Source organism: Tistrella arctica, assembly GCF_039630945.1.
Classification (GTDB): Bacteria; Pseudomonadota; Alphaproteobacteria; order Tistrellales; family Tistrellaceae; genus Tistrella; species Tistrella bauzanensis.
In genome coordinates this window covers 306,017-331,611 of sequence record NZ_JBBKTV010000008.1, presented here as the reverse complement: position 1 = coordinate 331,611, position 25,595 = coordinate 306,017, and the positions used below count along the sequence as shown (strand labels likewise).

General features: G+C 66.6%; 29 protein-coding genes. 21 read left to right on the top strand and 8 right to left on the bottom strand.

The window, feature by feature from the left end:
* Window positions 1-25: 25 nt before the first annotated feature.
* The 11 genes from fliM to WG924_RS19785 all read left to right on the top strand — a co-directional run bounded on the left by fliM (window position 26) and on the right by WG924_RS19785 (window position 10,937).
* Complete coding sequence (gene fliM, locus WG924_RS19835; protein WP_345934829.1) at window positions 26-1,135, top strand: flagellar motor switch protein FliM; 1,110 nt, start codon at window positions 26-28, stop codon at window positions 1,133-1,135.
* On the top strand, window positions 1,132-1,719 hold the full coding sequence (locus WG924_RS19830) for a DUF6468 domain-containing protein (RefSeq protein WP_345934828.1): 588 nt from the start codon (window positions 1,132-1,134) through the stop codon (window positions 1,717-1,719). The genes fliM and WG924_RS19830 overlap by 4 nt, the downstream gene beginning before the upstream one ends.
* Entirely contained in the window at window positions 1,719-2,660 is a 942-nt protein-coding gene (locus WG924_RS19825; RefSeq protein ID WP_345934827.1) for a MotE family protein, read from the top strand. Before WG924_RS19830 ends, WG924_RS19825 begins: the two co-directional genes overlap by 1 nt.
* 23 nt (window positions 2,661-2,683) lie before the next feature.
* The gene (locus tag WG924_RS19820) at window positions 2,684-3,070 is read left to right on the top strand and encodes a response regulator (RefSeq protein ID WP_188574305.1); all 387 of its coding nucleotides are present in this window, start codon (window positions 2,684-2,686) and stop codon (window positions 3,068-3,070) included.
* A gap of 112 nt (window positions 3,071-3,182) precedes the next feature.
* Window positions 3,183-3,848, top strand: coding sequence for a chemotaxis protein CheZ (locus WG924_RS19815; RefSeq protein WP_345934826.1), 666 nt, complete (start codon window positions 3,183-3,185; stop codon window positions 3,846-3,848).
* Window positions 3,849-3,945: 97 nt separating this feature from the next.
* Complete coding sequence (locus WG924_RS19810; protein ID WP_345934825.1) at window positions 3,946-4,620, top strand: hypothetical protein; 675 nt, start codon at window positions 3,946-3,948, stop codon at window positions 4,618-4,620.
* Entirely contained in the window at window positions 4,617-5,399 is a 783-nt protein-coding gene (locus WG924_RS19805) for an OmpA/MotB family protein (protein WP_345934824.1), read from the top strand. Before WG924_RS19810 ends, WG924_RS19805 begins: the two co-directional genes overlap by 4 nt.
* A complete protein-coding gene (locus WG924_RS19800; protein ID WP_345934823.1) occupies window positions 5,396-8,590 on the top strand; it encodes a tetratricopeptide repeat protein in 3,195 nt (1,064 codons plus the stop codon). The genes WG924_RS19805 and WG924_RS19800 overlap by 4 nt, the downstream gene beginning before the upstream one ends.
* Window positions 8,591-8,796: 206 nt before the next feature.
* Complete coding sequence (locus WG924_RS19795) at window positions 8,797-9,741, top strand: RsmD family RNA methyltransferase (protein WP_372045139.1); 945 nt, start codon at window positions 8,797-8,799, stop codon at window positions 9,739-9,741.
* Between the two features lie 37 nt (window positions 9,742-9,778).
* Window positions 9,779-10,624, top strand: a complete 846-nt coding sequence (locus tag WG924_RS19790; protein ID WP_345934821.1) for a TrmH family RNA methyltransferase — start codon at window positions 9,779-9,781, stop codon at window positions 10,622-10,624.
* A gap of 37 nt (window positions 10,625-10,661) precedes the next feature.
* Window positions 10,662-10,937, top strand: coding sequence for a hypothetical protein (locus WG924_RS19785; protein ID WP_345934820.1), 276 nt, complete (start codon window positions 10,662-10,664; stop codon window positions 10,935-10,937).
* Between the two features lie 6 nt (window positions 10,938-10,943).
* Here the strand turns inward: WG924_RS19785 and WG924_RS19780 are convergent, their stop codons facing one another.
* A complete protein-coding gene (locus tag WG924_RS19780) occupies window positions 10,944-11,855 on the bottom strand; it encodes a DMT family transporter (RefSeq protein ID WP_345934819.1) in 912 nt (303 codons plus the stop codon).
* 140 nt (window positions 11,856-11,995) lie between these two features.
* On the opposite strand from WG924_RS19780, the gene WG924_RS19775 reads away from it, so the two are divergent.
* A complete protein-coding gene (locus WG924_RS19775; RefSeq protein ID WP_345934818.1) occupies window positions 11,996-12,913 on the top strand; it encodes a LysR family transcriptional regulator in 918 nt (305 codons plus the stop codon).
* A 109-nt stretch (window positions 12,914-13,022) separates the two neighbouring features.
* Window positions 13,023-13,772: a YkgJ family cysteine cluster protein gene (locus tag WG924_RS19770; RefSeq protein ID WP_345934817.1), complete on the top strand. Its 750-nt coding sequence runs from the start codon at window positions 13,023-13,025 to the stop codon at window positions 13,770-13,772.
* A gap of 21 nt (window positions 13,773-13,793) precedes the next feature.
* Here the strand turns inward: WG924_RS19770 and WG924_RS19765 are convergent, their stop codons facing one another.
* From WG924_RS19765 to csrA, 6 genes are all read right to left on the bottom strand, one after another.
* Window positions 13,794-14,378, bottom strand: a complete 585-nt coding sequence (locus WG924_RS19765) for a hypothetical protein (protein ID WP_345934816.1) — start codon at window positions 14,376-14,378, stop codon at window positions 13,794-13,796.
* Between the two features lie 236 nt (window positions 14,379-14,614).
* Window positions 14,615-15,373, bottom strand: coding sequence for a flagellar type III secretion system pore protein FliP (fliP, locus tag WG924_RS19760; RefSeq protein WP_345934815.1), 759 nt, complete (start codon window positions 15,371-15,373; stop codon window positions 14,615-14,617).
* Window positions 15,374-15,429: 56 nt separating this feature from the next.
* A complete protein-coding gene (locus WG924_RS19755; protein WP_345934814.1) occupies window positions 15,430-15,897 on the bottom strand; it encodes a FliO/MopB family protein in 468 nt (155 codons plus the stop codon).
* Window positions 15,898-15,963: 66 nt separating this feature from the next.
* On the bottom strand, window positions 15,964-16,425 hold the full coding sequence (locus tag WG924_RS19750) for a hypothetical protein (protein WP_345934813.1): 462 nt from the start codon (window positions 16,423-16,425) through the stop codon (window positions 15,964-15,966).
* Between the two features lie 15 nt (window positions 16,426-16,440).
* Entirely contained in the window at window positions 16,441-16,755 is a 315-nt protein-coding gene (locus WG924_RS19745; RefSeq protein WP_345934812.1) for an EscU/YscU/HrcU family type III secretion system export apparatus switch protein, read from the bottom strand.
* A gap of 187 nt (window positions 16,756-16,942) precedes the next feature.
* Entirely contained in the window at window positions 16,943-17,194 is a 252-nt protein-coding gene (gene csrA, locus WG924_RS19740) for a carbon storage regulator CsrA (protein WP_345934811.1), read from the bottom strand.
* A 449-nt stretch (window positions 17,195-17,643) separates the two neighbouring features.
* On the opposite strand from csrA, the gene flgB reads away from it, so the two are divergent.
* The 7 genes from flgB to WG924_RS19705 all read left to right on the top strand — a co-directional run bounded on the left by flgB (window position 17,644) and on the right by WG924_RS19705 (window position 23,286).
* Entirely contained in the window at window positions 17,644-18,081 is a 438-nt protein-coding gene (gene flgB / locus WG924_RS19735; RefSeq protein WP_345934810.1) for a flagellar basal body rod protein FlgB, read from the top strand.
* Window positions 18,082-18,175: 94 nt separating this feature from the next.
* Window positions 18,176-18,583 carry a flagellar basal body rod protein FlgC gene (gene flgC, locus WG924_RS19730; protein WP_345934809.1) on the top strand — a complete coding sequence of 136 codons (408 nt, stop codon included), beginning with the start codon at window positions 18,176-18,178 and terminating at the stop codon, window positions 18,581-18,583.
* Window positions 18,584-18,633: 50 nt separating this feature from the next.
* A complete protein-coding gene (gene fliE, locus WG924_RS19725; RefSeq protein ID WP_345934808.1) occupies window positions 18,634-18,954 on the top strand; it encodes a flagellar hook-basal body complex protein FliE in 321 nt (106 codons plus the stop codon).
* Window positions 18,955-19,022: 68 nt separating this feature from the next.
* Complete coding sequence (fliQ, locus tag WG924_RS19720; protein WP_188574267.1) at window positions 19,023-19,298, top strand: flagellar biosynthesis protein FliQ; 276 nt, start codon at window positions 19,023-19,025, stop codon at window positions 19,296-19,298.
* Between the two features lie 78 nt (window positions 19,299-19,376).
* Complete coding sequence (gene fliR / locus WG924_RS19715) at window positions 19,377-20,129, top strand: flagellar biosynthetic protein FliR (RefSeq protein ID WP_345934807.1); 753 nt, start codon at window positions 19,377-19,379, stop codon at window positions 20,127-20,129.
* A gap of 10 nt (window positions 20,130-20,139) precedes the next feature.
* A complete protein-coding gene (flhB, locus tag WG924_RS19710; RefSeq protein ID WP_345934806.1) occupies window positions 20,140-21,219 on the top strand; it encodes a flagellar biosynthesis protein FlhB in 1,080 nt (359 codons plus the stop codon).
* A 90-nt stretch (window positions 21,220-21,309) separates the two neighbouring features.
* Window positions 21,310-23,286, top strand: a complete 1,977-nt coding sequence (locus WG924_RS19705; RefSeq protein ID WP_345934805.1) for an ATP-binding protein — start codon at window positions 21,310-21,312, stop codon at window positions 23,284-23,286.
* Window positions 23,287-23,432: 146 nt separating this feature from the next.
* Here WG924_RS19705 and WG924_RS19700 read toward each other — a convergent pair whose 3' ends face one another.
* Complete coding sequence (locus tag WG924_RS19700; RefSeq protein ID WP_345934804.1) at window positions 23,433-23,918, bottom strand: hypothetical protein; 486 nt, start codon at window positions 23,916-23,918, stop codon at window positions 23,433-23,435.
* Window positions 23,919-24,350: 432 nt separating this feature from the next.
* On the opposite strand from WG924_RS19700, the gene recA reads away from it, so the two are divergent.
* Window positions 24,351-25,436, top strand: coding sequence for a recombinase RecA (recA, locus tag WG924_RS19695; RefSeq protein WP_345934886.1), 1,086 nt, complete (start codon window positions 24,351-24,353; stop codon window positions 25,434-25,436).
* Window positions 25,437-25,595 lie beyond the last annotated feature (159 nt).

The following is a 25,595-nucleotide window of genomic DNA, read 5'->3' as shown; positions in this document are numbered from 1 at the left end:
TCCGGGTTTGACAGGAGTTGCGTCCATGGCCGATCCGAACGACGAAGACGGCAGTCCCGACGACGACGCCATCGCTGCCGAATGGGAAGCGATGATGGCGGCCGATGAGGCTGGTGCCGACGAAGGCGGTGGGCAGGGCGATGTCGATGCGCTCTTCGCCGAAGAGGGCACACGTGCGCTCAGCCAGGACGAGATCGACAGCCTTCTGGGATTCGACCAGGGTGACGAGGGCGACGAGGAACGCTCCGGCATCCGGGCGATCATCAACAGCTCGCTGGTGTCGTATGAACGCCTGCCGATGCTGGAAGTGGTGTTCGACCGCCTGCAGCGGCAGATGACCACCTCGATGCGTAACTTCACCTCGGACAATGTCGAGGTGTCGCTCGACAGCACGACGTCGATCCGTTTCGGCGACTATCTGAATTCGATTCCGCTGCCGGCGATGATCGCGGTGTTCAAGGCGGAGGAATGGGACAATTACGGGCTGGTCACAGTCGACAGCTCGCTGATCTACTCGATCGTCGACGTGCTGCTGGGTGGGCGTCGCGGCACCACCATCATGCGGATCGAAGGCCGGCCCTATACCACGATCGAGCGCAATCTGGTCGAACAGATGATCCGGGTGGTGCTGAACGATCTGTCGGCGGCCTTCGACCCGTTGAGCCCGGTGAACATGAAGTTCGAACGGCTTGAGACCAATCCGCGCTTCGCCACGATCGCGCGTGCGGCCAATGCGGCGATCGTCGCCCGTTTCCGGGTGGATATGGACGACCGTGGCGGCCGTCTGGAAATCCTGATGCCCTATGCGACCCTGGAGCCGGTCCGGGAACTGCTGCTGCAGATGTTCATGGGCGAGAAGTTCGGCCGTGACACGATCTGGGAGACGCATCTGGCTCAGGAGCTGTGGTATACGAACGTGACTGTCGAGGCTCTGCTCGACGAACAGACCCTGACCCTCGGCGAAGTCATGCGGTTCAAGGTGGGCACGACGCTGAAGCTGAATGCACGTCCCCAGTCCGATGTGCTGATGCGCTGTGGCAGCGTGCCGCTGGCGCGTGGCCGGCTGGGGCGGGTGATGGACAATATCGCCGTCCAGCTCAAGGACAGCGTCCGCAAGTCGAAGATGACGCGATGACCTTCAGCCTGGGCCTGATCCTTGATGTGACGCTGGTGGTGCTTCTGGGCGCCACGATCGGCTATTGCGTGGCGCTGCATCGCCGCCTGGGCGACCTGCGCGCGGCACAGAGCGAGCTGCCCCGGCTGATCGACAGCTTCGTCGAGGCGACGCGGCGTGCCGAGGCCGGCATCGCCGACCTGAAGGTGGCCAGCAGCGGTGCCGCCGAAGAGATGGGGCCGCGCCTCAACGAGGCGCAGCTGTTGCGTGAAGACCTGGCGTTCATGATCGATCATGGCACCAAACTGGCCGATCGACTGGAAGCGAGCGTTCGTGTCGCGCGGGCCGAGACCGTGGCGCGCCAGCAGCAGGCCATGCCGGCACAGGCGCCGGTGACGGCCCGGCGGAACGGCGCCGACGGTGCGGCATCCGGCGGTCGCGGCACCCAGCAGCCGGCGCCGGGCGATTATTACGATGAGGATGACGACCAGCCATTGAAGGCCGAACGTCATCCACCGGCCGCCGAGGCGCCGGCTGGACGGGCACCACGCAGCCGCGCCGAAACCACGGCCGCGATCCTGCGTATGCTGAAAGGGGGTGACTGATGGCCTCCGGATTTTCGATCGTCAGGCGTGGCCGCAAGCGGCCGGCTGCCGCACAGCCGGCGCCGCAGGCCGCACAGGGCCAAGCGCGGCAGGCCGCGGCTGCCGTCCGCCCCCTGGTCAGCGTCTCGACGGTCCGCCGCAGGACCGGTCCGCTTGGGCTGCGGCTGCTGCCGGCCACGATCTTCGTGGCGGCACTGATGCTGTCGGTGCGGGTGGTCGACATGTTCGACGCTCAGGATCCGGCGTTGACCATTGACGTCGGTGGCGCGCCGGCCGAGGCACAGGCCGTGGCGCCGACACCGCCCGATGCCAAGCCGGGTACGCCCGAGGCCGATGCGGCGGCGGGAGCCGAGCCGGCTGCGGCCAGTGCCGCCCAGCCACCGGTCGACCGGCCGTTGGAGCGCGGCCAGTTCCGGGCGCCGGACATGCCGCCGCAGGATGAGCGTGACCAGCCGATCGATATCAGCAAACTGACACGTGGCGAGGTGGCGGTGCTGCAGCGCTTGTCCGAGCGTCGCCGGGAGCTTGACACCCGCGAGACCTCGGTTGATGAACGTGAACGTCTGCTGGCGGCGATGGAGACCCGGATCGACGAGAAGATCGCGCAACTGCGCAGCATACAGACCGAGGTCGAAAGTCTGCTGGGCAAAGTGGGCGCGGCCGAGGAAGCTGAGTATCAGCGTCTCGTGAAAATCTATGAAGTGATGGAACCTGAAGATGCCGCCCGGATCTTCCAGGGGCTCGACATGCCGGTGCTGATGCAGGTGGTCGAGCGCATGAAGGAACGGCGGACCGCCCCGATCCTGGCGCAGATGGACCCGGTCAGGGCACGGGCGGTGACGACTCAACTCGCCGAGCGGCGCAAGCTGCCGCCCGGTGCCGAAGGTGCAGCGGAGGACGGGGCACTCGCGAACCCGGCCGATCCCGGAACTGGCAACTGAAGAACCAACGGAGTGGGACCCCTATGAGTGTCGACCTCAACATGCCGATCCTGATCGTCGACGACTACAAGACGATGCTTCGGATCATCCGTAACCTGCTGAAGCAGCTTGAGTTCAACAATGTTGACGAGGCGACGGATGGTGGCATGGCGCTGCGCAAGCTGCGCGAGAAGAAGTATGGTCTGGTGATTTCCGACTGGAATATGGAGCCAATGACCGGGCTTCAGCTTCTGAAGGAAGTGCGCAAGGATGTGAAGTTGAAGGACACCCCCTTCATCATGATCACCGCCGAAAGCAAGACCGAGAACGTCCTGGCGGCGAAGGAGGCGGGTGTGAACAACTATATCGTCAAGCCGTTCAACGCCGAGACTTTGAAGATGAAGCTGACGAGCGTGCTCGGTCCCTTCTGACGTCGCGGTTTTCTGTATCAACCTCTCCGGATCGTGCCGGGTGCGGCTTGAACCGCCCCGCTGGCATCCCGGCGCCGCCGGCCCTTCGCGGGCTCATCGGGAGCATCGTGCGATGAACGTCAAAGGCAATCTGCGTGCCGATCTGCAACAGCGTATCGACCTGTTGCGCGCCGAGCGGGGCGACAACGTCCGCCTGTCCGAGGTGACTGAGGTGGTCGAGGCGCTGCTTGGCACTATGGACGGTGATATCACCGCCCAGGAATTGCAGCTTTATGGCGAGCTCAACGAGCTTGCTACTTATATCCAGCGCGCGAAGGCCGAGATTGCCGAACTCAGCCCGCATGAGATCCGCACCGATCATATTCCGTCGGCGACCGACGAGCTGGACGCGATCATCGGTGCCACCGAGGTCGCGACCAGCAATATCCTCGACGCGGTCGAGACCATTGAAGCGTCGCTCGACGGCCTGCAGGGCGAGGCACCGGACCGCATGCGCGATCAGGTGACCCGGATCTACGAGGCGTGCAACTTTCAGGATGTCACCGGCCAGCGGATCGGTAAGGTGGTCAAGACCTTGAAGTATATCGAGGTCAAGATCGACGCGATGATCTCGATCTTCGGCGATGTCGACCAGGCATCGGGCAAGGCGTCCGACGATCCGACCCACAAGAGCTGGAAGGATGTCGTGGCCCGTGTCGATGACGACCAGACCCTTGAGGGGCCGGCCTCGAACGACGATGCGATCCGCCAGGAGGATATCGACGCCCTGTTCGACTGAGCCCTGTTCGACTGAGACTGCCCGGACATGCCGGCGCGCGGCCACCCGGCCGCCAGCCGGCCCGGATCCGTCCACAGCAGCCTGAGGGAGCCCCGACATGCAGGACGAGGGACGTCATCCGGTGCGCAAGCATGCGGACACGAACGTCGCCCTTTATCTGGGGCTTTACCTCATTCTGTTGTCGTTCTTCATCATGCTGAACGTGATTTCCCATGTCAGCGACAAGCGGGTGAAGGCAACGGTCGACAGCCTTCAATCCACCTTCGCGACGGAAACCCAGTCGGAAGGCCGGATTGAATCGCTGGCCATCCTGTATGGTCCTGGCAGCATTTCCGAAGCGTTCCAGAATGCCCTGTTCGAACTGCTTCAGGCGGCGATCCCCCATGCGCGGGTGCAGTCTTTCGACAACGGCAACGTGCTTCAGGTGCGCGTGCCGATGGCCGACGTGTTCTATGAAGGGGAACCCCGGGTGCTGCCGCAGGTGACCGGCCTGCTCGACCGGGTGTCCGATCTGCTGGTGACACGCGGGACCGAGGTCCGCGAGGTGGTGTTCAGCATAGGCCTTGGTGGCGGGCCCAGCGATGGCGAGGAGCGGATGGGCGTTCTGCGCGCCGGCGTTCTGGCACGGACCGTGGTGTCGCATGGCGTGCCTGAGCGATTGATCGCAACCGGCATCGGCGACCAGTCCGACAACGATCTGGTGATCGAATTCCGCATGGGCAGCCCGCCGCAGATCGGTACGGTCCCGACTGATGCCGGTCGCGGCCGATGAAGCAGCCGCAGCGCACGACGCCCGCCCGCCCGATCGACGCCCACCCGATTGAGGACGATGCCGACGCCCCGGTCCACGGCGCGCCGGCAAAAGCGGACTGGATGTACACCTTCGCCGATCTGGTGTCGCTGCTGCTGACCTTCTTCGTCATGCTGTTCGCCATGTCGTCGCTGCAGGATGACCGGTTCCGCGAGGTGGCCAACTCGCTTGGCGCACGTTTGAACCTGACCCAGTCAGTGCCGGCCCCGCAGCCATCGGCGTCCGTCGACATGCCGAGCGTGCTGATCCCGCGTGCCGTCGACCTGGATTATCTGCGCAGGATCATCGGCGCCAAGCTCGCTCAGTTGCCGGCGCCTGAGAAGATCAACGACCTGGAGCTGGTCCACGCCAATGGGCGGGTGACGCTGTCGCTGCCGGCCGACACCCTGTTCGCGCCTGGCAGTGCTGCGCTGTTGCCGGCCGGGCGCCGCAGCCTGATCCTTCTGGGCGAGAGCCTGTCGGTTTTCGCCAATCGGATCACGGTGGAAGGCCATACCGATCCGGTGCGGATCGAGACCGACCGCTATCCGTCGAACTGGGAGTTGTCGATCGATCGTGCCGCCACTGTCGCACGGGTCTTGCGCCAGAGCGGCTACACGAGGACCATAGCAACCTATGGTCACGGGTCGTCGCGGTTCGACGATGTGGATATCCGGCTGCCGCGCGACCAGCGTTACGCAAGAAGCCGCCGCGTGGACGTGGTGATCGATGAGCCGGAAGCGGAGGGCTTCGGATCGTGAGTGATCTGAAGGGAGGCGGCAGGCAAGAGGTGCGGCGGAGATCCGCGGTCTGGCTGGTGATGGCCTTTTCCGCCACCATCCTGCTGTCGCTCGGCCTGATGTCGCGGGCGGAGGCCCAGCAGACATTGACACCACAGGCCCAGGGCGGACAGCTTCAGGGAGATGAAGCCCCGCCGGTGCAGACAGTGCGGTCCCTGCCGGATATCCGGGTGCGGACCGGGCTGCACCCCACCTTTGGCCGCATCGTCTTCGACTGGACCGGCCGGGTCGGCTATGAGGTGAGTGTCGATGGCAATGCCCTGACCATCCGCTTCGACCAGCCGGTGACCATCGATGTCAGCAACGTGCCGGTGCGGTTGGGCCGTTACGTCGCTGCGGCCGCCGTCGAGACCGGGGATAATCGGACCGCCGCCGGTTTCACTGTAAAGGCGGATGCACGCATCCGGCATTTCTATGTCGGCAACCGGGTGGTGATCGACATCTACGAACCGGCCGATGCGGCCGCACGGGCGGCCGGGCAGGCGCCGATCGCCGATCTGGCGCAGTTGGTGGGCCGGCCGGCGCAGGCGGCGCCTGAGCCCTTGCCTGTCCAGCCGGCGCCATCCGTTCAGATCGCGACCACGCCCGGGGGCCCCGTCCAGCCGCTGGACCTGCCACCGCCGGTGCCGCCGGCGGCACCACCAGCCGCATCCGGTTCCCCTGACTCTGGCCCCTCCGTTCCTGGCCCCTCCGTTCCTGGCCAGATGGCGGGCGATGGCGGCCGCGACGAAAGCACCGGTGTCACCATCTCCACCAGCCCCACCGATCGCGGCGTGCTGATCGACTTCGCCTGGGCCGGCACGGCGCCGGCGGCGGCGGTGTTCCATTGGGGCGATGTCACCTGGATCGCCTTCGACCGGCCGGCCAATGTCGCCACCGCCGATCTGACCGGCGGATCGGCCGGGCAGATCCAGCGGGTGATGGTGGTCGACAATCCCGACCGGTCGCTGCTGCTGCGGCTGGACACCCGACCGGGCCTGCGGCCGCATGTGCGGCGCGATGAGAACACCTGGCGCGTCCGGCTGCTGGAAGATGCGCCATTGCCCGACCAGCCGCTGATCGTGACCGGCGGCGCATCGGGCGGGCTGGTCATCGAGGGTAGTGACGGCGCCGCCGCCATCAATGCCACCGACCCCATATCCGGTATCCGGATGATCGTGGTGCCGATCCGTGGCTCGTCGCGGGGCGTTGTTCCCGGCCGGCAGTTCGTGCCGTTCGACCTGCTGGAAACCGCTCAAGGGGTGGCGATCCGCCCCCGCCCCGATGCCCTGCCAGTGGCCAGTCGTCGCGGCGGCGTGGAAATCGGCGGCGGCGGCGGCCTGCCGATTTCCGCCGATGCGCTGGCGCCCGCGGCTCTGCCGCCATCGCCATTGGCATCGCCGGCACCGGCACCGGCCGAGACCGAGGCGACCCGTCTGCTGACCGAAATGGCCATCGGCGGCCGTGATCCGTTCGATTTCGCCCGCTGGGTCCGCTCGCCCGAACTGATCGCCGAAACCCGGCAGGCTTTGCAGCAGGCGGTGGTGTCGGTGGCGCCGCCCTTGCGCACCGGGCCGCGCCTGACGCTGGCGCGGTTTCTGCTGGCCAATGGCTTCGCGGCCGAGGCGATGGGCGTGGTGGAGACCGCGGTTTCTCGCGAACCGGCGATCGCCGACCGGGTCGACGTCGTGGCGTTGACCGGGGCCGCGGCCTATATGCAGGGCCATTACGATCAGGCTGAGACGGCGTTCAATGACGCGCGCTTCGACCAGGATCCCGCCTATGCGCTGTGGCGGGCCGCGGTGGCCGCGGGCCGCGAACGCCACAACATCGTCGGCGAATTCGCTTCGGGCGGCGTCAATGTGCCGATCGATTTCCCAATACCGCTGCGGGCGCAGATGCTGATCAGCATCGGCCATTCCACCCTGGCGAGTGGCCGCCTGGAAGCCGGGCGCGCGATGATCGACAACCTGACGCAGATGAGCCTCGATCCCAAGCAGGCGGCGATGGTCGAATATCTGTCGGCGCTGGCCGACAAGGTGGAGGGCAATGCGGATATTGCGATCGACCGTTGGCGGGCGATCGCCGATGCCGGTGTCGACCGCAAGGTTTCGGTGCTGGCGAGACTGGCGCAGATCGAGACGGCGGTTGAGACCGGCAGCATGAAGCCGGCCGATGGCGCGGCGGCGATCGACAAGCTGCGTTTCGACTGGCGTGGCGACCAGATCGAGATGAACATGCTCAAGATTCTGGGCGAGATGCGCGAGAAGGCCGGCAACTATCACGGCGCGCTCGGCGCCTGGAAAGAGGCGGTGACCTATTATCCTGACGCGCCGCAATCGGCTGAACTGGCCAGACGCATGAGCGATACCTTCGCGTGGCTGTTCGTCGAGGGCGGATCATCGAAGCTGGCGCCGCTCGATGCCCTGGCGCTGTTCTACGACTATCGCGAACTGACCCCGGTGGGGGAGCGTGGCGACGAAATGATCCGGATCATGGCCGACAAGCTGGCGGCCGTGGATCTGCTGGATGAGGCGTCCGAACTGCTGCGCCATCAGGTCGCCTTCCGTCTGAGCGGTGCCGATCGATCGCGGGTCGGTGCGCGTCTGGCGCTGATCCGGCTGCTCGATGGCGACCCGGCCGGTGCTCGTCAGGCTCTTCAGGACAGTGTCACCGCCGAGATGACCTCGGCGCTTATCAACCAGCGCCAGCGCCTTGAAGCGCGTGCCCTGGCAGATCTGGGTGAATTCGATGGCGCGCGCGCGGCGATAGACGGCGATGATGGCGCCGAAGCACGACGGCTGCGCGCCGAATTCGCCTGGACCCAGGAGAACTGGGCCGCCGCCGCCGAAGCGTATCGCCGGGTCATCGAGCCGCTGATCGCCAATCCGACGGCCCGCATCGACGACGTGGCCGCACGTGAGACCCTGAAGGCCGCGATCGCGGCGGTGCTGGCCGGAAACGACGCGCTGCGCCGTGATCTGCGCCGCCAGATGGGGGAGCGCATGTCCAATACCGCCGTTGCCGGCGCCTTCCGCTTCGTCACCGACCCGATTGCCCGGCCGGAAAGCGCCGATTTCAGGTCGGCGCTGGGCCAGATCGGCAGCTATGAGAGCTTCCTGGCCGCCTATCGCCAGCAGGTCGCGACCCAGCGCCTGAGCACGATCAACTGACCGGTGCGCCCCGGCCCGTGGGTGGCCGGTGCGGCCATGGCCTTGCGGTGGCGGTGCATTCGGCTAGGATGCCGGCCGCTGCATCGATCGCCATCCGGCAGCCACCCCTTTGCCGCCTCCGGAGCCTTGTCGGTACCTTGACCACCAGATCCACCACCCCGCCCAACACGCCCAGCCATCGGACCATCTGGCCCGTTCCCGAGTTGATGATCACCGAGGGCTGGGGCGATTATGCCCTGCTCGACAGCGGCCATGGTCGCAAGCTGGAACGTGCAGGCCGGATGACCGTGATCCGGCCCGAGCCGCAGGCGATGTGGTCGCCGGCACTGACCGCGGCCGAATGGGACCGTGCCGATGCGATGTTCGATGCCGACAAGGCATCCGACGACGATGGCGGCCGCTGGGATTTCGCCCGCCGCGACATGCCCGAGACCTGGCCGATGCGCTTTCAGGGGGTCGGCTTCCTGGGCCGGTTCACGCCGTTCCGGCATCTGGGCTTCTTTCCGGAACAGGCGACGCAATGGGGCTGGATGCTGCCGCGATTGACGGCGCGGGTGGCCGAGGGCGGGCCGCCGCCGCGGCTGCTGAACCTGTTCGGCTATACCGGTGTGGCATCGCTGGTCGCGGCGGCGGCGGGTGCCGAGGTGGTGCATGTCGATGCCTCGAAGAAGGCGGTGATGCAGGCACGCGAAAACCAGTCGGCGGCGGGCCTCGACCACCTGCCGGTGCGCTGGCTGGTGGAAGATGCGCGGAAATTTCTGGCCCGGGAGGTGCGGCGCGGCAACCGCTATGACGCGATCCTGCTGGATCCGCCCAAATTCGGTCGCGGTCCCAAGGGCGAGGTGTGGAAACTGTTCGACGACCTGCCACCGATCCTGGCCGATGTCGCGGCGGTGACGGCGCCCGACGCCCTGTTCGTGATCCTGACCGCCTATGCCACCCGCCTGTCTTCGGCCGCCCTGGCCGGGGTGATGGGCGAGCATATGGCGCCGCTGGGGGGGCGGGTGTGTTGTGGCGAGATCGCCACTGCCGAATTGTCGGCCGGCCGGGTGCTGCCCACCGCCCTGTTCGCCCGCTGGATGTCGGATCGGGCGCTGGCGGCCGAACCGGCCGCGGCGGCGGTATCCGCAGCTCATGCCAAGGACGCCTGACATGCCAAAGACGCCCGACATGCCCCAGACACCTGACATGTGCGATACACCGGACAACGCCGGCAGCTTCGACGCGAAACCGGTGAGCAGCCTGTCGAACCCGGCGGTGAAGCGGCTGGCCGGCCTGCACCTGAAGAAGAACCGCGAGGCGAGCGGCCTGTTCCTGGTGGAAGGGCTGCGGGCGGTGATCGAAGGGGTGGAACTGGGCTTCCACCTGGATGAACTGGTCTTCGTCGAGCGGCTGCGCGACCTGCCGCCGGGGCGCAGGCTGGCCCGGCTGATTGCCGGCACCGGCGCCCGGGCGCTGGAGGTGACGCCCGAGGTGATGATCAAGATCGCCCGGCGCGACAACCCGCAAACTGTGATCGGTGCCTTCCACCGGCGTGATCACGGCCTGGATGCGGTGACACCCGTGCCCGGCGCGCTGTGGGTGGTGCTTGAGGGCATCAAGGATCCCGGCAATCTGGGGACGGTTCTCCGCACGCTCGACGCGGTGGGCGGCGATGGTGTCATTCTGGTGGGTGACACCTGTGACCCCTGGTCGGTGGAGGCGGTGCGTGCCACCATGGGATCGCTGTTCGTGAACCGGATCGTGCGGACGACGAAGGCCGGCTTTCTCGATTGGCGGCCGGGCTGGACCGGCCGGGTGGTCGGCACGGCCCTGACCGCGGCGGTCGATTACCGGACGGTGGATTATCGCCCGCCTATGCTGGTGATGATGGGCAATGAACAATCGGGCCTGCCGCCCGAGATGGTCGCGGCCTGCGACCAGACGGTGAAGATCCCGATGCTGGGCCGGGCCGACAGCCTGAATCTGGCGGTGTCGACCGGCATCATGCTCTATGAGGTGGTTCGCGGCCGTCATCCGCTGCGCGAGGCTTGACCGGAAGGCAGGGCTTGAGAGGGAGGAGAGGATGGCGATGCGTGACGCGTCGGCTGCATTTGCGGCGCTGGGCCTGCCCGGCGCGCTCGATCTTCTGCGCCATGCAGGGGCGGCCGGTGCCGCCGGGGCGGCGCCTCGGGCCGGGATTGATCCCGCGGCCACCATCGCGGCCCTGACCGATGCCGGTGTTCTGCGCGACCAGGGCGGCAGGCTGGTTCTCGACCGGGCATGGGTGCTGGCCCTGGCCGATCTGATCACCGAGCCGCTGACCCTGAGCACCGACCCGCTGTTCACCATTCCCCGGATGGGCTGATCCGCGTCAACGCCGCCCCAGCCTGACGCCGGCCGCAGACAGCGCCATGCCCGCCAGCATCAGCGGCGTGATCGGCTGACCCAGCACGATCCAGGCCATCACGGCGGTGGCGGATGGCACCAGAAAGAACAGGCCGGCGGCGCGCGCGGCGGTGCCTTGGCGCATCAGCAGGCCCAGCAGGGCAATGGCGCCGATCGAGTTCACCACCGCCAGCCACAGCACCGCGGCCGTGACCTCGCCGCTCCACACCACATGGCCGGTTTCCAGCAGCAGCGCCGCCGGCACCAGCACCAGACCGCCGGCTGCGGTCTGCACGGTCCCCGCGAGGCGGAGGTCCAGCCCGGCACAGAACCGCTTCTGCCACACCGTGCCCAGGCTGAGGCCCAGCAGGCCCAGCACCACCAGGCCATAACCGACGGCCGGGCCGCCGACACCGCCCGTCAGCCGTGGCCCCACCACCAGCGCCACGCCGGCGATGCCCAGGCCCAGCCCCGCCAGATGCCGGGGCCTGGGCCATTCGTTCAGCATCGGCCCGGCCAGCACCGTCACCACCACCGGCATCAGACCGACGATCAACGCCGCCGCCCCGGCGGAAACGCCGGCCGCCATGCCGCTGTACAGCCCGCCGAATTGCAGACCGTGCATCAGCATGCCGGTGATTGCCGCATGGACGATCAGCCCGCGCCGTACAGGCCGGATCGCCCCGGTGCCCCAGGCGATTGCCGCCATCAGCGTGGTGGCGATGGTGAAGCGCAGCACGCTCATGGTCAGCGGCTCGATACCGCCAAGGGCGATGGCGCCGCCGATATAGCCGGTGCTCCACAGCAGCACGAATGCCCCCGGCATCAGTTGCCGGCCGGGGGCGAGGGCGGAGGCGGGCGGAGGTGTTGGTGCGGGACGGGAGGAATACATGGACATGGTGCGGGGTCTCCGGGGGCCGCCCGGTCGTGGCGCGGCGGTGGCTGACCCTGGGAGTGTGGTTCCCGACCCAAGTTCTTGCCAAATCGAAAGGTCTGATCCACCCTATCACCAATACTTATAGCTTTCAGGAGCCGCCGATGCCCCGGCCGGATGTCGACATCGTGCTGTTGCGCAGCTTTCTGGCGGTGCTCGACGAAGGCGGTTTCGCACGGGCCGCGGCGGTGATCGGCCGGACCCAACCCGCGGTCAGCCAGCAGATTCGCCGGCTGGAGGATCTGCTTGGCTGCACGTTGATCGAACGCGCGGCCCCGGGCCGGATCCAGGCGCCGCGCCCGACCGAGGCGGGGGAGCGGCTGGCCGGTCAGGCGCGGCGGCTGATCGGCATGCATGATCGTATGGTGGCCGATCTGACCGGCGCGGCGCCCGTGGCTGCCGTGCTCCGGCTTGGCATGCATCAGCATGCGAGCGACGCGGTTCTGGGCCGGTTGGTGGCCGAAGCCGGACGCCTGCGGCCGGGGCTTGCCCTGGACCTGCGCATCGGTGCCACCGCTCAGATCACGGCCGACCTTGCGGCCGGACAGTTGGACCTGGCCTTCGTGCTGATGACCGAGGATGTGGATGACCGGGCGGCCGGTGCCGGTGCAGGTGACGCTGGCCCCCGCGGGCAGGGCACCGGCCCGGCCGGGTCGGTGCCGGTGCTGTGGCGCGGTGATGCGCCAGCGCTGGTCGCCGATCCGGACAGTGCCTTGCCGGTGGTGGCGTTTCGGGCGCCCTGCGTGTTTCGTGCTGCCGCCGTCGCGGCTTTGGGCCGCGCCGGCCGCCGGTGGCGCCTGGCCCATGAGGCGACCGACGCCCGCTCGCTGATGGCGGCGTTGAGCGCCGGGCTTGGCATCGGCGCGGTCCCCGGCATCGGCCGCTATGACGGTCTGCCGACGGCACCGGCGGCACTCGATCTGCCGCCTTTGCCGCGCGCGCGGCTTCAGGCGACGGCGTCCACGGCGATCGGCCATGCCTTGCTGGCGCCGCTGGCGGCGATCGCGGCACTGGATGCCTGAGTTCGGCCTCGCAATCAAGGCCCGGTTGGCGCCCATCAAGGGCGTTGACGCAGACCGCATGCCGCACCGACACTGGCGGGTACTGCATGTTTCAGACAAGGCGGGACTGATGCACGAGCGCCCCGGCGAGACGGCCGAACAGACGGCCGACGAGAGCGCCCGGCGGATTGAGGCCGTCGGCGCGGAAACCCGTGCTATGGCTGCGCGTTACGAGGCATTGTTCACCGATCTTCGCGCCGCCGTCCGCGCCCACGCAATCACTGCGGCAGACCCGGCCGCTGCTGCGGCGGTGGCCAATCTTGTCGCCGGGCGCGCGGCAGAGGCCCTGCACAGCGCGTTTCCGCGACAGCGCGCCATGGCGTGCCGGACGGGATGTGCCATGTGCTGTCACCTGCAGGTGCATGTGCCGCCGCAATCCGCCTTTCTGATCGCACGCCACATCACCGAGCATGTCGATGCCGGCCAACGCGCGGCGCTGATGCGGCGATTGGAAGCGGCGGTGGCGGCGCTGAACGCCGCTGCGGACCCGTCGCAGGTCCGGCAACCCTGTGCCTTGCTGGGGCCCGACAATGCCTGCATGGTGTATGCCGTGCGGCCGTTGTCGTGCCGCGCCTTCACGTCGGTGTCCGCAGAACGATGCCGGACGGCGATTTTCGAGACCACCTCCGGTTCAGGGGCGGTGGAGCAGGATCCCGGCCATTTCCGATTCTTTGCCGAAGCGACCATTGCCTTGCTGGACGCGGCCGAGGCGACGGGGCGGCCGGGCGATCAGGCCGATCTGTGTGTCGCTCTGCTGGCCATCCTGAACGATCCGGATCTGGAGCGTCGCTGGCAGCAGGTGGGTGTGGCGGATCGCTGAGGGCGCGGCCCGCCTGCCTGCTTATCGCAGCGACCTGCCGCGCCAGTTATTGCCGATGGCGACCTCGTCACCGCTTGCGAGCGCGGTGCTGCCAAGCACGGTTGGCAGGTCGGTGCTGATGAACTGTCGGACCAGATCGACCGTGTCTCCCTGGCCGGCGCAGGGTGATGCCTGACGGACCTCGCCATTCAGAGCCTGCCAGCTACACAGCCGGTTCAGGACGAAAACATGATCGGCCGGCATCATCTGGCTGACACTGAAGCTGGCCTCGATGGCGCAGTCATAGCTGCCGGAGGCCGTCAGGCCACGCTGGATCTTGGTGCAGCGCCGCGCCTTTTCTCCGGTGACCCGCCCGTCTTCTCCAACCAGCAGGACCACGACATTGGTCTGCGCATAGGTGCCGAACAATCTGGGGGCGGCCCACATGTCGAGCGAGAGCTGACCGGTGCCGTCGGGACGCGGGGTCAGCCGCATGCGCACACCCCCATCGGCGAAGCGGTTGGCCGTATCGGACAGGGCGATGGCGACCGGATGCTGCGGGGGCTTCGCGGCCGATGCGACCGGCATGGTGGTCGGCGCCGTTGCGGTGCCGGATGCTGCCACCACCGAAGGTGGCCTGTCCGCGACACAGGCGGCCAGTGTCATCGCCGACAGAGCGCAGAGCGGAACCCTGCCGCTGCCGTGTCGGACATTGCGGATACGGGATGTGGGCATCCAAGCCATAGTCGCCGTTCCCCCGAAGACATATCGCAATGCAGCATAACATCGAAATGATGAAAGTATGCAACCTGTTCGGGGGGGAACGGCAGATATGGCGCAGATAGGGACCATCACGTCGCTGGTCAGCCACCAAAACTGCGCACAAGGCTGCTTGAGATCATCGACCAGCCATCGATGAGGACGAAAAAGATCAGCTTGAAGGGGAGAGAGATCATCACCGGCGGCAGCATCATCATGCCCATCGACATCAACAGCGATGCGACCAGCATGTCGATGATCAGAAACGGAAGAAAGACCAGAAAGCCGATTTCGAACGCGCGCCGCAACTCGCTGACCATGAAAGCCGGAATCAGAACCTGAAGCGGCACGTCTTCGACAGTGGTCGGTTCAGGCGTCAGCGCTGCCATCTCGACAAAGGCGGTCAATTCCTGTTCGCCCACATGGGCGGTCATGAAATCGCGAAATGGCGTCGAAATCAGGGTGAACGCTTCTTCCTCGGAGATGTCCTCGGCAAGCAGCGGTGCCACGCCTTCGGTCCATGCCCGATCGAATGTCGGTGTCATCACGAAACCGGTGAGGAAGATGGCAAGCCCGATCAGCACCGCGTTGGGCGGTGTCTGCTGCACGCCAAGCGCGCTGCGCAACAGCGAAAGCACCACCACGATCCGGGTGAACGAGGTCACAGCCACCAGCAGCCCCGGCGCCAGGGACAGCACAGTCACCAGAGTGACCAGCTGAATGATCCGGCCGGTGAAACCGCCCGGATCCTCGGCGCCCATGTCGAGCGTGACCGATTGAGCCAGGGCCGGAATGGCCGGCACCGTCACCGCCAGCAGGGCGATGCCCAGAATACCCGATAGACGCCATGCGCAGGTCGTCATGCCGGTGGGCCGACCCTCGATCGGCTTCGGCCGCGGCGGATGCCGCAAGGCCGGTGTCACCGGTCCAGCTCCGGCGGAATCCGGCGGGTCTGCGGCCGCAGGCCGTGGCGCGGTTCGCTGCCACGGCGGTCCACCCGCAACACCGGGCCATCATCCTCGTCGTCGTCATAGATCGGATCATGTCGGCCGGCCGGGCCGGTTGCGCCATAGCCCGCGCCCGGCATGACGCGCGCAGGCGTGTCGGCGCCGGCCATCGCGTCCGTGACGGGTATGTTCCGCTCGACCACCAGATCAGCGTCGCCGCCGATCAGCAGCAGGTGTTCCACATCATCGCGGCGCACCAGGATCAGCCGGCGCTTGGGATCGACCTGGCGGGTTTCCACCACGGTCAGGCGCCGGCCGCGACCGCGGGTGGGGGCGCCTGACCGGTCTCCCCAGCGCCGCACGCCCAGAGCGACCAGCCCGATCAGGCCGGCCACCAGCGCCAGACCCAGAACAGTGCGCAGAATCTCGATCGATGTCATTCAAGCAGTCCGGCAGATGACAGGGAAGACGGGGAAATCGGGTATGGTCAGGGATGTCTGCGCCGCTCAGCGCCCGTCCGGGCGCCCATAGGCGGCCGTGGCGCGTTGGCGGGCGGTGAACCCGTCCATCTCTTTGCGGGTCTCGGCGAACACCGCGCGCATCTCACCTTCCAGCACCGCCAGGGCATCGATCAGTCCCAGCATCCGCGGGCGGATGCCGTCGCCGCTGCCGGGCGGCAAGGCGTTCAGGCTCTGGCAGAAGCGGTTCACCCGCGCCTCGACGCTGGCAAGGTCGACGGCGTCGCCGCGGGCAAGAATGGCCCGCGCGGCAGCGATCTCGGCGGCAATGGCATCCAGAGCCGCCGCGGGATCACGCGGATAGCCGTCGGCGTCCTGCTGCTGTGGGCCGGTGCCATGATCACTCGTACCATGATGGCCCGCGCCATTCCGGTCCGTGCCACGATGGCCCGAAGCGCTCTGGCCGGCGCCGTTGTCCATGGGGTGTCGGCTGCCCTGATTGGGCGTCATCGACCCGGTCCTCCGTCAGTCGTCCTGGCCGGCCATGCGGCCGCCCGTGCTGTTGGTCTCGCCCAGACGGCCATTCAGCCGATACAGATGAGCAAGGATTTCGGCCACGGCGGCGAATGCGGCCGGTGGTATCGGGCTTTCGGGCTCCAGAGCGTCGAGTACTGCCGCCAGATCTTCATCGCGCCGCACCGGAATGCCCGCGGCGAAAGCCATGGCGAGGATCTTTTCGGCAAGAACCCCATGACCCGCGGCCACCACGGTTGGCACCGCGTCGCCTTGGGGGTCGAAGCTCAAGGCCACCGCCACCTGGCGTGTCGGTCTGTCGATCATAGCCTGTCGCTCCCGGCCTGGCGCCGGCTCCCGGCCTGGCCAGGCGTCGGCCGGCCGGAGCGCGGCATCGCCTCGACGGCTGGAGTCTTCGACGCCATGGTCACTGTTCTGATCATGGCCCCTTCCGCGCCGGCGCGCAACGATCATGGCCGATCCGCCGCCGGTATCGCCGGTATCGGGGGCGGCTTTACGGGGCGTCCGGGCTGCGGGCGATGAAGGCCGGCTGGTCGGGCTCCGCGTCCACGGCCGCCTCGTCCAGCCCCAGAGCCGCCCGGTTTTCGGCCTGAACCCGGTCATAGACCTCGCGGCGCAGAACGGTGGCATCCGCCGGAAAGGTCAGACCCAGGCGCACGGTCTTGCCGCGCACCTCAACGACGGTCACCTCGATCTCGTCGTTGATGATCACGGCCTCACCGACCTTGCGGGTCAGGTACAGCATCGATGGCCCTTTCCAATCATGAGGCGCTGAACGATATGTCCGGTGGCGAACGATGAAGAGCGGGTTCTGGTGATCCGCCCACAGCCGGATCGTCCGCCGCGCCTGCCATGCTTGATCCGGCCCGTCGATCGCTTTACGCTTTCTTAAGGCCGATGGGTATCTTATTGATCCATCGGTCCGCAACGGGCATCCTCATCTGCCTGTACACCTGCTGCGGCCCGACAGAGAAACCTGTCACGACACAGCCTGTCACGACACGGGATTATGGTGGCGGCACGTTCCGCCACGGACCTTGGCCCTGACAGGTCCCTACCGGGCCGAAGATGCCGTTCCACAGGCAACCACTTGGCGATGAACCACCCTGTGGAAGACCCGATTGAAGACCGCACGATCCGCGACGGGGCAAGCCCGCACCGTTTGCAGGATATCCGATCAAGCCGGACCCGACGATGGACATAACGCGCATACCACTGTTCGACGCCGTAACAAAGCGGCTCGGATGGCTGACGGACCGGCAGGCGGTGCTGGCGCAGAACATTGCCAACGCCAATACGCCGGGCTACAAGCCGCGGGATCTTCGGCCCGTCGATTTCGGCGCAATGGCGGAGCAATCCGCCGGTGGCGGGACAGGTATGTCCGGCACCCTGAAGATGACCGCCACCAACGCCCATCACATGGCGGCGGCCGGCGGTGGCTCGGATGCCCGTGCCGTCGATGACCGCAAGCCGGTGGAGGTCAGCATCGACGGCAACAAGATCAACATCGAAGACCAGGCGATGAAGATTGCCGACACCGCGGCATCGTTCCAGCTTGCAACGAGCCTGTACAAGAAGCATATCCAGATGATCCGCACCGCCCTTGGGAGTGGTGGCGGTGGTGGTGGCTGACAGAATGGCCGACGCCCGTGCCTGATTGCAGGACCGTGACTTGCCGTCGACGGATGATCTGCGAAACCCATGACCTGTTCGGGGAGGCGACGCGATGGATTTGATGAAGACCATGCGGATCTCCTCCGCCGGAATGCAGGTACAATCGGAACGCCTGCGGGTGGTGGCCGAGAATCTGGCCAATGCCGACAGCACGGCGACCGAAGCCGGCGGCGAGCCGTATCGTCGCCGCACGGTGACATTTGCCGAGGGACTCGATCGCGAACTGGGCCTGCCGACCGTGCGCATCAGCCGCTTCGGCACCGACCAGTCCGCCTTCGGCCGTGAATACGACCCGGGCCATCCGGCGGCGGACGAGAACGGCTATGTGTTGATGCCGAACGTCAACCCGGTGGTCGAAATGGTTGACATGCGTGAAGCCCAGCGCGGATACGAAGCCAATCTGAGCGTCATCGAGACCACGCGGATGATGTTGCAGAAGGCCATCGATCTGTTGCGCTGAACGGCCGCGACCGCTTGACAGCCCTGCCTGAACATGGACGGACCAGACCAATGGATGCCAAGTTCGCCTCTGCCGCAGCAGCCTATGCGAATGCCGCCCGTGGGCTGAAGGTTCCGGGCGCCGCTGGTGGTGACACCGCCGGGGCGTCGGGGGCCGGCGGCTTTGCCGATATGGTTCAGGACGTTGTCGGCCGCACTGTCGACAGCAGCCGTGCTTCGGAGCGGGCGAGCCTGGGCGCGATTTCCGGCACCGCCAGCCTGCATGAGGTGGTGACGTCGGTTTCCGCCGCCGAGGTTTCGTTGCAGACTGTGGTGGCGATCCGCGACCGCGTGATCGGCGCCTATCAGGAAATCATGCGGATGCCGATCTGACGGCGGCCTGAGCCCCGGAGGACACGGTGAACGCGCGATGACGCCCCCATGATGCCCAACGAGGCCCCATGACGCCCAACGAGGCCATCGACATCGGGCGCGAGGCGCTCTGGGTCATGATCAAGCTCGGCGCACCGGTGATGCTGGTGGCGTTGACGGTTGGCCTGGTGATTTCTCTGATCCAGGCTTTGACCCAGATTCAGGAAATGACCCTGTCCTTCGTGCCGAAGATCATCGCCATCGTCGTGGCGCTGGTGATCTTCCTGCCGTTTATGTGGACCGGCCTTGCCGATTACACGGCGGTTCTGTATGCGCGCATTCCAGCGATCGGTGCCGCACCATAATCAACCGGGATTGATGCTGCCGTCCCGTCGGCTGGCGGGCCGGCATGACCGACCTGAAGCGGGAGCCAGGCACGCCAGATGCCGGAGATGCAGATCGAGCTGTTCTCGGTAATGCTGGTCTTCCTGCGGCTGGGGGCGGCGCTGACCCTGATGCCCGGCATTGGCGAGGCGACGGTTTCGACCCGTATCCGGCTGGTTCTGGCCATTCTGCTGTCGGTGGCGCTGGCGCCCACGATCGAGAATGAGATCCCGGCCACGCCGGACCAGCCGGCCGAGATAGTACGGCTGGTGGCGATTGAAACCATGATCGGCGCGATGCTGGGCACGATGCTGCGCTTCATGGTGTCGGCATTGCATACCGCGGGTGTGGTCATCGCCATGCAGTCGGGCCTTGCCACCGCGATGATGTATGACCCCAATCAGCAGGCTCAGGGGGCACTGCCGGGCAATTTCCTGTCGGCACTGGCGCTGGTGCTGCTGTTTTCCAGCGGCATGCATCTGATGATGCTGGATGCGGTGGCGCAGAGCTATCGGGTGTTTCCGGTCGGCGAGGCCCTGCCGCTGGGCGATGCGGCCCAGTTGCTGGGGCGCCTGCTGGACGCGGCTTTCGTGCTGGCCACCCAGGTCGCCGCACCGCTGCTGCTGGTGGGCACATTGTTCCAGGTGGCACTGGGTCTTCTGGCGCGCCTGATGCCGACCATTCAGGTGTTCTTCATCGCCATCCCTATTCAGATGCTGATCGGGCTGAGCATCCTTGCAATCACCCTGTCGGCTGCCATGCTGGTGTGGCTGGACCGGTTCGGTATGCGGCTCGACAGCATGGTGCCGTAAGGTTGGGTGAATGAGCGAGCAAAGCGAAGACGACAGCCAAAAAACCGAAGAGCCAACGCCGAAAAAACTGGAAGACGCTCGCAAGAAGGGCGAGGTTACCTATAGTCAGGAAATCAATCACTGGCTGATGCTGGTGGCCATTACCATCGTCATCGCCGCGGTTCTGCCGGCGGTGGTGCGCGACATCGGCGTTGGACTGAAGACACTTTACGTCGGTGTCGACAGGGTGCCGATGGACCCGGGCGGCATCGGCAGGCTGCTGCGCGAACTGGCCCTGCAGATGCTGCTCTGGCTGATGCTGCCAGTGCTGGTGTTCATGATTGCCGCCCTGGTCTCGGGGCTGGCGCAGCGCGGCGGCACGGTGTCGGCGGAATCGCTGAAACCGTCGCTCAGCAAGATTTCGCTGATCGGCGGGCTGAAGCGGCAGTTCTCGGCCAAAGCCCTGGTGGAATTCCTGAAAGGGTTGATCAAGCTGCTGATCGTCGCCGGCGTCTCCTGGCTGGTGGCGCGACCGCGGCTGGACGATCTGGACCTGGTGGCGCGCGAGGCGCCGATCACCCTGATCGAGCGCATCGCCGATGACGCCTTCGTCATCGTGATGGCGGCGGCCTGCGTGATGAGTGTGGTGGGCGCCGCCGATTATGCCTTCCAGCGCTTTGAATTCATGAAGAAGATGAAGATGTCTCAGCGCGAGGTTCGCGACGAGATGAAACAGAGCGAAGGTGATCCGATCATCAAGTCGCGGCTGCGGCAGATCCGCATGGAACGTGCCCGCAAGCGGATGATGGCGGCGGTGCCGACCGCGGACGTGGTCATCACCAACCCCACGCATTTTGCGGTTGCCCTGAAATACGACCCGCCCAAAATGCCGGCGCCGGTGGTGGTGGCCATGGGCGTGGACGCGGTTGCCTTCCGCATCCGTGATCTGGCGCTGGAGAGCGGCGTGGCGGTGGTGGAAAATCCGCCGCTGGCACGGGCCTTGTGGGATACCGCCCAGATCGATCGCGAAATTCCGATCGAGCATTATCAGGCGGTGGCGGAAGTGATCGGCTATGTATTCCGGGCGAAAGGCCGACGGGTGCGCGGATGAGCGTCTTCGTGGCATGATGTGGCGGCCGGCGCCATGCGGAACGGATGGCGGCGTGATGGCAGACGGAAGCGGATCGGGGTCGGGACCGGCATGGCGAGCGACAGCATGAAAGCGGCAGCGACGGCACTGATGCGCGACCTCATTCTCGGAATCGCCGGCATCGCGGCGGTTGCGGGCGGTGCCGGAAGTATGCTGGGTGGCATGGTGACGGTTGTCCCCGCGGCCGTGGTCATCGCCGCGGGGCTGTTGCTGATCATCCTGGCGGGCACGCGGCTGGCGCGCAGTTGCATGCTGGCGATGGCGGCGGGAGACGTCGCCGCCGCATGGGTACCGGCATCGGCGGTCGTCGCGGCGATGCCTGGCACCAGATTGCCGGAGGCATCCGGACGGGAGCCATCCGACGATCAGCCGGGCGTGATGCCCCGGCTGATGATGGAGGACGGGCCGCCGGCCCTGGCCGAGGCATTGCCCGACGGCCGGCTCGACCTCGATATCATGCCGCAGGATACCAACGAGATCCGGTTTCGCCGGCTGTTCGATCTGGCACCGATCGGCATCGCGCTGGTCGACGATCGTGGCGGCATCATTGCCGGCAACGCGGCCCTGGCCCGGCTGGCGGGCGAAGAGGCATTGGAGCCGGACCAGACCCTTGCCGAACTGATCGTGGCCGACCGCCGGTTCGCGCTGGCCGAGGCGCTGGACGGGGTGTTCAGGGGCACCGAGCGCCCGGGGGTGCCGATCGAGGTCTCTTTCCGCCAGCGGCCCGACCGGGTAGCCTCGCTGCTGCTGCGCCGTGCCGATGAGGAACGCATGACGGCGGCGCTGGTCCATGTGATCGACGTCACCGAGCGCAAGGAACTTGAGGTCCAGTTCGCGCAGTCGCAGAAGATGCAGGCGGTGGGGCAACTGGCGGGCGGCGTCGCCCATGATTTCAACAATCTGCTGACGGCGATGATCGGTTTCTGCGATCTGTTGCTGATGCGGCATCCGCCTGGTGACGCATCCTTCGCCGACGTCATGCAGATCAAGCAGAACGCCAACCGTGCCGCCAATCTCGTGCGCCAGTTGCTCGCCTTCTCGCGCCAGCAGACATTGCAGCCGCGTGTGCTGGACATCACCGACGTTCTGGCCGAACTGACCCATCTGCTGCGCCGGCTTCTGGGCGAGGCGATCGTGCTGGACGTGCATCACGGTCGCGATCTGGCGCCGGTCCGGGTCGATCAGGGCCAGCTTGAACAGGTGATCATCAATCTGGCGGTCAATGCCCGCGATGCGATGCCGAGCGGCGGGCAGCTCTCGGTCGCCACCCGCAATTTCGCCAGCGAGGACACGCTGGCGATGGATCGTGACTGGATGATGGCGGGCGGGCGCGAGCGGGTGCCGACCGGCGATTATGTGATGGTCGAACTGCGCGACACCGGATCGGGTATCCCGCGCGACATCCTGCCCAAGATTTTCGAGCCGTTCTTCACCACCAAGGCGGCCGGGCAGGGCACGGGGCTGGGGCTTGCCACGGCCTATGGCATCGTGCGGCAGACCGGTGGCTTCCTGTTCGTGCGCAGCGAGCCCGGCCGGGGCACGGCGTTCCGCATTCTGCTGCCGCGCCATACCGAGGTCGAGACCACCGGTCTGGAGATCGATCTGGCGCCCGAGGCGCCGGTGGCGCGCCGATCGGATATCGGCGAGACCGGCGGGCGTGTGCTGTTCGTGGAGGATGAAGCGCCGGTGCGTGCCTTTGCGGCCCGGGCGCTGCGCCAGCGCGGCTTCACCGTCGAAGAGGCGGAAAGCGCCGATGCCGCGGCCGCTCGCCTGGATGAACTGGTCGAGGCCGGTATCGACGTCATGGTGACGGATGTGGTCATGCCGGGCATGGACGGGCCGACCCTGGCCGAGAAGGTCCGCGAGCGGCTGCCGGGCATCTCGATCGTGTTCATCTCGGGCTATGCCGAAGACACCTTCCGGCGCCGTCTGGGCGACGACCCGAATGTGCGTTTCCTGCCAAAGCCGTTCAATCTGAAGCAGTTGGTTCAGACGGTGCGCGATGCCATGGACGAGGCCGTCGAATAACCGCGACAAGTTGCCGATGCTGAATGCCGGGCATGATGATAAGCGGGCGCTGTATGGGGTGACGCCGGAGCCGTATCGGCTGCGGGGAGGGGACGGGATGCGCAGCGCGAAACCGCTCCGGCGTCGGCTGGCGAGGGGCCGGCGCGTCAGGTCGCGCGGGTCCGCCGCCAGGTCTCTTCAAAATTGCTCCAGGCGGTGAGGAAGGCCTCTTTCTTCTCGTCGAACCGCCGGTCTGGTGCCGCCTGCAGTTCCTGATAGCGCCGGGTGACGTCGTCCCAGGATTTGGTCAATTCAGTGCGGGCGCGATTCGAGCCGTAGTCATCCGCAAGCTGCAGTTCCCGAACCCGCAGCGACACCTCGGCGTCCCACCGCTGGATCTCGGACCCGGCCGCCTGTTCGAAGCGCACTCTTTCCTCGGCCGTGCCGGGCAGGGAGTTGCGCAGCGGCACCGGCTGATTGGTCCCCGGGTCGGTTTCGGGCGCGGCTTCCAGTGTCTGAGCATCGACAGGGCCGGGGCGCTCCATCGGATCTTCTGCCAGTGCCGGGGTGATGGTTGCCACCGCGCCGGCACAGGCGATCGCCAAGGCCATGGCGAGCAGGCTGTCCATCCGTTTCGCGCTGCTGTCGGTCATCACATGACCCTCCTGTTCCCGTCCGCCGTCCCGTTTTCGTCCGTCGTCCGATGCAAATCCGCGGGGCGGCCCGCGGTCCCTCGACCGGATCGATCCTCTACTGAACCGACTGCGACCCGCCCCTCGCTACGGATGATGCTCTCGGTCGCCGTGGTCGCGACACGGACAAAGCTGTGACAGAAGCAGGACGGCGGATGTCACGAGAGGGTGTCGCGGGGGGGCAGGCCGGGACGCGACCCGCCGGGTTCGCGGGGTAGGTCACAGCCGGAAATTGCGATCGGCGGGGCAAGAGCACGGCCAGCGATCGAGAGACCGGTTTATCCGCACGCGGCTCTTGCGTACCAGAACAAAATGAGTACATAGTGATGGCAAGCGGCGGTGCTTGCATCGGTTGAGCGCCTGTGGAACAAGAGAGGCGTGGCCATGGTGCCCATGGTTCAAACCGAACTGCGCCTGATAGGCAAGGACGAGATGGACAAGCAGAAGGCACTCGAAGCGGCGCTCGGTCAGATCGAGCGTGCGTTCGGCAAGGGCTCGGTCATGAAGCTCGGCCAGCAGGAGCTGGTCGATGTGGATGTCGTGCCCACGGGATCGCTCGCACTCGATATCGCACTCGGCGTCGGCGGTTATCCGCGCGGCCGGGTCGTCGAGGTTTACGGTCCTGAAAGTTCAGGCAAGACGACGCTCGCCCTTCACGCGATCGCCGAGGCGCAGCGCGGCGGCGGCACCTGCGCCTTCGTGGATGCGGAGCATGCGCTGGACCCGTCCTATGCCCGCAAGCTGGGCGTCAACATCGACGAGTTGATCATCAGCCAGCCCGATACCGGCGAACAGGCGCTTGAAATCGCCGATACGCTGGTGCGGTCGAACGCGATCGACGTTCTGGTCATCGACAGCGTCGCGGCCCTGACACCGAAGGCCGAGCTGGAAGGCGAGATGGGCGACAGCCATGTCGGCCTTCAGGCCCGGCTGATGAGCCAGGCGCTGCGCAAGCTGACCGGTTCGATTTCCCGGTCGCGCTGTGTGGTGTTCTTCATCAACCAGATCCGCATGAAGATCGGTGTGATGTATGGCAGCCCGGAAACCACGGCGGGCGGCAACGCGCTGAAGTTCTATGCCTCGGTCCGCCTCGACATCCGCCGCATCGGGGCGGTGAAAGAGAAAGACGAGGTGGTCGGCAGCCAGACCCGCGTGAAGGTGGTGAAGAACAAGGTGGCGCCGCCGTTCAAGCAGGTCGAATTCGACATCATGTATGGCGAGGGCGTGTCGAAGAGCGGCGAGCTGGTCGATATGGGTGTGAAGCAGGGCATCGTCGAAAAGGCGGGCTCCTGGTATTCCTATGGCGAGCAGCGCATCGGTCAGGGGCGTGAGAACGCCAAGACCTTCCTGCGCGACAACCCCGACATCGCCCGTGATATCGAGAACCGGGTGCGGGAGGCTTACGGCCTGGGTGCCAATAAGGCACCGCTGTCGCTTGTCGGCGGCACGGTTCTGAAGCTCGCGCCGGAGCCTGAGTGATCGGAGAATGGCCGGCGGGCGCTGCTGGCGCCTGTGCGGCAGCCGTGGACAAGTGGTGTACACGCAGGTAAAACGGCTGGACCTTCGGGGCTGAGCCTTCGAACGGATGTCGGGCATGCGGGTGGACGACCTGCATGCACGGCATCCGAGCGAAGCGCT

Coding starts and splice junctions, on each gene's coding strand:
- WG924_RS19705 (WP_345934805.1), top strand. CDS start 21,310: ATGGCGAGCGACAGCATGAAAGCGGCAGCGACGGCACTGATGCGCGAC.
- WG924_RS19770 (WP_345934817.1), top strand. CDS start 13,023: ATGCACGAGCGCCCCGGCGAGACGGCCGAACAGACGGCCGACGAGAGC.
- WG924_RS19810 (WP_345934825.1), top strand. CDS start 3,946: ATGCAGGACGAGGGACGTCATCCGGTGCGCAAGCATGCGGACACGAAC.
- fliR (WP_345934807.1), top strand. CDS start 19,377: ATGCCGGAGATGCAGATCGAGCTGTTCTCGGTAATGCTGGTCTTCCTG.
- WG924_RS19790 (WP_345934821.1), top strand. CDS start 9,779: ATGTGCGATACACCGGACAACGCCGGCAGCTTCGACGCGAAACCGGTG.
- csrA (WP_345934811.1), bottom strand. CDS start 17,194: ATGCTGTACCTGACCCGCAAGGTCGGTGAGGCCGTGATCATCAACGAC.
- WG924_RS19820 (WP_188574305.1), top strand. CDS start 2,684: ATGAGTGTCGACCTCAACATGCCGATCCTGATCGTCGACGACTACAAG.
- WG924_RS19815 (WP_345934826.1), top strand. CDS start 3,183: ATGAACGTCAAAGGCAATCTGCGTGCCGATCTGCAACAGCGTATCGAC.
- WG924_RS19755 (WP_345934814.1), bottom strand. CDS start 15,897: ATGACATCGATCGAGATTCTGCGCACTGTTCTGGGTCTGGCGCTGGTG.
- WG924_RS19750 (WP_345934813.1), bottom strand. CDS start 16,425: ATGACGCCCAATCAGGGCAGCCGACACCCCATGGACAACGGCGCCGGC.
- fliP (WP_345934815.1), bottom strand. CDS start 15,373: ATGACGACCTGCGCATGGCGTCTATCGGGTATTCTGGGCATCGCCCTG.
- WG924_RS19700 (WP_345934804.1), bottom strand. CDS start 23,918: ATGACCGACAGCAGCGCGAAACGGATGGACAGCCTGCTCGCCATGGCC.
- WG924_RS19805 (WP_345934824.1), top strand. CDS start 4,617: ATGAAGCAGCCGCAGCGCACGACGCCCGCCCGCCCGATCGACGCCCAC.
- WG924_RS19830 (WP_345934828.1), top strand. CDS start 1,132: ATGACCTTCAGCCTGGGCCTGATCCTTGATGTGACGCTGGTGGTGCTT.
- fliM (WP_345934829.1), top strand. CDS start 26: ATGGCCGATCCGAACGACGAAGACGGCAGTCCCGACGACGACGCCATC.
- WG924_RS19795 (WP_372045139.1), top strand. CDS start 8,797: ATGATCACCGAGGGCTGGGGCGATTATGCCCTGCTCGACAGCGGCCAT.
- fliQ (WP_188574267.1), top strand. CDS start 19,023: ATGACGCCCAACGAGGCCATCGACATCGGGCGCGAGGCGCTCTGGGTC.
- recA (WP_345934886.1), top strand. CDS start 24,351: ATGGTTCAAACCGAACTGCGCCTGATAGGCAAGGACGAGATGGACAAG.
- flgB (WP_345934810.1), top strand. CDS start 17,644: ATGGACATAACGCGCATACCACTGTTCGACGCCGTAACAAAGCGGCTC.
- WG924_RS19785 (WP_345934820.1), top strand. CDS start 10,662: ATGCGTGACGCGTCGGCTGCATTTGCGGCGCTGGGCCTGCCCGGCGCG.
- flhB (WP_345934806.1), top strand. CDS start 20,140: ATGAGCGAGCAAAGCGAAGACGACAGCCAAAAAACCGAAGAGCCAACG.
- flgC (WP_345934809.1), top strand. CDS start 18,176: ATGGATTTGATGAAGACCATGCGGATCTCCTCCGCCGGAATGCAGGTA.
- WG924_RS19775 (WP_345934818.1), top strand. CDS start 11,996: ATGCCCCGGCCGGATGTCGACATCGTGCTGTTGCGCAGCTTTCTGGCG.
- WG924_RS19745 (WP_345934812.1), bottom strand. CDS start 16,755: ATGATCGACAGACCGACACGCCAGGTGGCGGTGGCCTTGAGCTTCGAC.
- fliE (WP_345934808.1), top strand. CDS start 18,634: ATGGATGCCAAGTTCGCCTCTGCCGCAGCAGCCTATGCGAATGCCGCC.
- WG924_RS19780 (WP_345934819.1), bottom strand. CDS start 11,855: ATGTCCATGTATTCCTCCCGTCCCGCACCAACACCTCCGCCCGCCTCC.
- WG924_RS19825 (WP_345934827.1), top strand. CDS start 1,719: ATGGCCTCCGGATTTTCGATCGTCAGGCGTGGCCGCAAGCGGCCGGCT.